General features: G+C 70.7%; 4 protein-coding genes. 2 read left to right on the plus strand and 2 right to left on the minus strand.

The annotated features are described in order from the left end of the window. Positions 1 to 127: 127 nt before the first annotated feature. Positions 128 to 931, minus strand: coding sequence for a hypothetical protein (locus KIT86_RS24190; RefSeq protein WP_297403153.1), 804 nt, complete (start codon positions 929 to 931; stop codon positions 128 to 130). A gap of 412 nt (positions 932 to 1,343) precedes the next feature. On the opposite strand from KIT86_RS24190, the gene KIT86_RS24195 reads away from it, so the two are divergent. Both KIT86_RS24195 and KIT86_RS24200 read left to right on the plus strand, forming a co-directional pair. Next, positions 1,344 to 2,057 (plus strand): ProQ/FINO family protein, encoded by a 714-nt coding sequence (locus KIT86_RS24195; protein WP_297403155.1) that lies wholly within the window; start codon positions 1,344 to 1,346, stop codon positions 2,055 to 2,057. Next, positions 2,054 to 3,328, plus strand: a complete 1,275-nt coding sequence (locus tag KIT86_RS24200; protein ID WP_297403157.1) for an MFS transporter — start codon at positions 2,054 to 2,056, stop codon at positions 3,326 to 3,328. The genes KIT86_RS24195 and KIT86_RS24200 overlap by 4 nt, the downstream gene beginning before the upstream one ends. Here KIT86_RS24200 and KIT86_RS24205 read toward each other — a convergent pair. Next, positions 3,292 to 4,593 carry an FIST C-terminal domain-containing protein gene (locus tag KIT86_RS24205; RefSeq protein WP_297403159.1) on the minus strand — a complete coding sequence of 434 codons (1,302 nt, stop codon included), beginning with the start codon at positions 4,591 to 4,593 and terminating at the stop codon, positions 3,292 to 3,294. The genes KIT86_RS24200 and KIT86_RS24205 overlap by 37 nt on opposite strands. Between the last annotated feature and the right edge of the window lie 68 nt (positions 4,594 to 4,661).

Below are 4,661 nucleotides of genomic sequence, written 5' to 3' on the forward strand. Positions count from 1 at the left end.
GGCTCGCCAGTCCAGCGGCTTTGACGACATGGACGACGACATCCCGTTCTGATCACCACCGTCGAGCCACGTCCCCAGGACCCAGGCCCGCACGCCTTCCGGCGCTGCGGGCTTTCTTTTGGGCCCGTCAGCTCAGCCCCAGGTGCCGGGGCAACTGCAGGGCCACGGCATAGAGGGCATGAGACGCCATGCTGGCGTGCGCTTCGCGCATGAGCAGGTTGCTGCGCTGCCACTCCTGGTCGGACACCGCCTTCGCGAACACCAGCGCGCCGCGGGCGCCCAGGTGAACCCCGGGTTCGGCCTGCTGCCGCACGCGGCTGGCGCGGGCCCAGCGGCGCTGGGCCTGCTCCCAGTCCGTGACCGCCTGCAGGTAGGCTGCCCTGGCCAGGGCAAACCGATCGCTCGCCGAGTGGCAATACCCATCCGGCGTCCTTGCCGATGCCTCGCCCAGCCGCTGCACCTCGAGCGCCAGCCGGTCGATCTCGTCGGGCGCCACCGGCACAAAGCCCACCCCGTTCGCGTCCAGCTGGGCCGGCAGCAGGCGGGTCAGCCGGGTGAAGTAGCGGCCCGCCGAATCCCACAGTGCCATGGCCATGTCCACCGAACACCAGAGGTCCTGCATCATCGCCACGAGCCGGCGCCGCTCCGGGCTCGGGCGCACGGCGCGCTCGCCCCTTGCGTTGAGGAGGTCGCCCACGTCCTTCAGGATCTGCTGGGCGTTGAGGCCGCCCATCAGCCGCCGCCGGGCCGTGTCCACCTCGTGGCAGGCATTCAGCACCCGCAGCAGCTGCTGGTTGAGCTGCCGCAGGTCGGCGGGCCCATGCCCCTCGCACGGGGCTTCTCGCGTGTGCACGTGCCGCAACACGTCCCGAAATGCCATGCCGGTGGCGGCGCTCGCGTCTGGGCGGAAGGCGCCGTCGGAAGAGCGCATTTCGCGCCGCACCAAACGCCCCCATTCCTCCTCCCTCCGATGCGAAGCCTCCGGCCTCACACCCTTGTCGAATGCGTCAAACATGTCGAGGTCTTTCCCGAATCAAGTTGGTTGGAAACCCAGGGGCCCCGCGCCGGGGCGATCTGTTCACCGCCGGCCATCGAGTCCCCATCAGCCCTTGTTGCGCAGGAGCCCGCCTCTGTGGACGGCTCAAAAGCACCTGCGGCTGAAATTTATAACACTGTTCAACTACAAAATCCATGGTTTGCCGCCATGAATTGAGGTAAAAAGTTCACGAAACGACCAGACTGCGGGCGCAGGCCGGGGCGGCGGGTGGAGGCCGAGCTGGCCCGCCGCCGCCGCGCTGGCATGATGTCGGACTTCGCAGCCACTGCTGCCGACCTCCTCAGCCATGAACACAGCCCCCTCCCAGCCCGGCGCGCCCGCCACCGTCCAACCGGCCCGCGCACGCCGAGGCACACCGCGCAACAAGGCCCCGCGCGCCGAAGGCCGCCCGCCCCGGCAGCACCCGGTGCTCGACCAGCTGGCCCAGCTCGTCCCTGGCCTGTTCGGCGAGGTGCTCAAGCCACTCAAGCGCGGCATCTACCAGGACCTGCTTGACGCCCATCCGGGGGTGCTCGAGGCCGAAGGCCTCAAGGCCGCGCTGGCCCTGCACACGCGCTCGTCGCGCTACCTGAGCGTGGTGGCTTCGGGCCAGCCCCGCCACGACCTCGCCGGTCAGCCGGTGGAAGCCCTGGCGCCTGAACACGTGCACCACGCGCTGATCGAGGTGTTCCGCCGCCGACAGGGCCGCTCACCGGAGGACCTGGTCCCCAAGCTGCGCCAGCGCATCGCGCAGGCCTTCGAAGCCTCGGGTCTGGGCCGCGAGGCCTACGCCGCGCTGGTGATGGGACGCGACGAAACCGTCAACGCCATCACCGCCGACGCCCTGGCCGATGCGGCCAGCCGCGCCGCGCGCGACGAAGCCATGCTGCGCGCCTTCGACGCCAGCGGGCAGACGGTCGAGGCCTTTGCCGACATGTACGGCATGCCGGTGCACGAAGCCCGCCGCACGCTCGACCGCGCCCGGGCCCGCGCCTCGCAGGCACAACCCCGCACCGCATGAGCCCTGCCGCGACCGCCGAATCACCCTACGCGTGGTGGCGGCTGGTCGCATCGCTTGCGCTCATGACGCTGGGCGGCGTGGGCATGTACTCGGTCACCGTGGTGCTCCCGCGCATCCAGGCCGATTTCGGGGTCGACCGCGGCGCGGCCTCGCTGCCCTACACGCTGACCATGGTGGGCTTTGGCATCGGCGGCATCCTCATGGGCAAACTGTCCGACCGGTTCGGCGTGATGGTGCCGGTGATCGGCGGCGCCATCGGCCTGGGCCTGGGCTTCATCGCCGCCGGCGCGGCCACCACGCTGTGGCAGTTCAGCCTGGCGCAAGGCCTGCTCATCGGCATGCTCGGCACCTCGGCCACCTTCGCGCCCCTGGTGGCCGACACCTCACGCTGGTTTGACCGGCACCGCGGCATCGCGCTGGCGATCTGCATGAGCGGCAACTACGTGGCCGGTGCGATCTGGCCACCGGTCACTCAGCACTTCATCGACCACGGCGGCTGGCGCGAGGCCTACACCGTCATCGGCGTGTTCTGCCTGCTCGCCATGCTGCCGCTGGCCCTGGTGCTGCGCCGCCGCCCGCCCCCGGAGGCCGCGCCGATGTCGGCCGCCACCACCGGCGCAACCACCGCGCAAGCGGATCGGCCACTGGGCCTGTCGCCGGCCACGCTGCAGGCCCTGCTGTGTGTGGCCGGGGTGTCGTGCTGCGTGGCCATGTCCATGCCGCAGGTGCACATCGTGGCCTATTGCACCGACCTGGGCTTTGGCGCCGCGCGCGGCGCCGAGATGCTCTCGGTGATGCTGGGCATGGGCGTGGCCAGCCGGCTGATCTCCGGGTGGATCTCCGACCGCATCGGGGGCCTGCGCACGCTGCTGCTGGGCTCGGTGCTTCAGGGCGTGGCGCTGCTGCTGTTCCTGCCGTTCGATGGCCTTGTGCCGCTGTACCTGATCTCCGGCCTCTTCGGCCTGTTCCAGGGCGGCATCGTGCCGAGCTACGCCTTGATCGTGCGCGAGCACTTCGCGCCCATGCAGGCCGGCGTGCGTGTGGGCACGGTGCTGATGGCCACGCTGCTGGGCATGGCGCTGGGCGGCTGGATGTCGGGCGCGATCTTCGACCTGACCGGGTCCTACCGGGCCGCTTTCCTCAACGGCATCGGTTTCAACCTGCTCAACATCGGCATCGTGCTGTTCCTGCTGCGGCGCGCGCGGGCGCGCGGCATCGGCCTGGGCCGGCCGCCTCAGGGCATGGTGAACACCGTGAGCACGCCGGTGTAACCGTAGAGGCTTTGGTGCGCGATCTCGCCGCCGGCGAAGAAGCCCACCAAGGGCACATCGCCAAGCGCACGGCGCACCACCTGCAGCTCGGCACTGGGGCTGCCGAAATGGGGCCCGCCACGCCCCGAACAGCTGACGTACACCGCCCCGGCGATGCGCCGCGCGGCGTGCGGGCCTGCATCGACCTCGGTGGACGAGAGCGCCGCCGCCATCGACAGACCCAGCTCTTCGGGCTCAAGCTCTTCCCGCACCTCGGCGCACACGCGCACGAGGTCGGCGCGCGCGGCCTCGGCGTTGCGCTCGCAGAAGGCCAGGCGCGTCCCCACGGGGGCCACGTCGGCAATGGCGATGCCGCGCCGCCCCGGGTCCAGGCCGATCAGATGGCGCACCAGCACCTCGGTGCCAAACTGGCCGCGCACCCGCGGGGCGGGCGCTGACGACGCGCCGCGCTCGGGCAGCGGCGGCGAGAGCCCGACCAGCGTCGCGCGCAGGCGCGGCATGGCTTCTTCGGGCTGCTCCAGCGATATCACCCGTTCGCGCAACAACACGTCCAGCGCGGGCTCGTCGTCGAGCATCAGCACCAGGTTGCCGTCGGATGCCGTGACCGTGCGCTCGCGGTCCACCGGCTGCGCGCCCTGCGTGACGCGCGAGACCAGCCCGACGTCCGCCGCGAAGGCCACGCCGCTCAAGCCCCCATGAAACACCCCGCTTGCCGCGCCCTGGCCGTCCAGGTTGCCCGCGCTGCTCAGCGAGAACTGCACGCTCTGGTGGCGGCTGGCGGCCAGGCCGCCAAACACATAGCCACTGCGCGTGCGCTCGGCCATCTCGGCAATGAGTTCGGCCAGCTCGGGCGTGCTGCCGTCGGCATGCACCAGCGCCGTGTGCGCCTCAAAACGGTCGGGGATGGCCGATCGGCCGCTGCTCGAGAGCGGGGCCACGCCGCTGAACACGCGGTACTGCCCGGGATGCAGGTCGCACAGCATCACGCACATCGCGGGCTCGTCGAAGTACTCCACGTTGTTGGCCGCGATGCCCACGCCCACGGTGCCGGCCCAATCGATCGCCTCGGACGACAGCTCGGCACTCAGGTGCCTGAGGATGGCCTCGGCTTCGCTGGCGTAGTGGTCGGTGATGTAGAGAAGGCCCAGGCAGGGCGATTTGGCGTATTCGGGCAGCGCCATCTGGGCACGCAGTTGCGCGAGCACCAGGGCAGCGGCCATCTGCCATTGCGGGTGGGTGGCGTGGGCGTAAGGAAAGCGTTTCATGAGGGCAAGTGCAGCGCGCCGCGATGGCGGCGTCGCGGAAAAGTCAACGGCGGCTCGCGGCCTTGCGG

The organism is Hydrogenophaga sp. (assembly GCF_026125825.1).
Taxonomy (GTDB): domain Bacteria; phylum Pseudomonadota; class Gammaproteobacteria; order Burkholderiales; family Burkholderiaceae_C; genus Hydrogenophaga.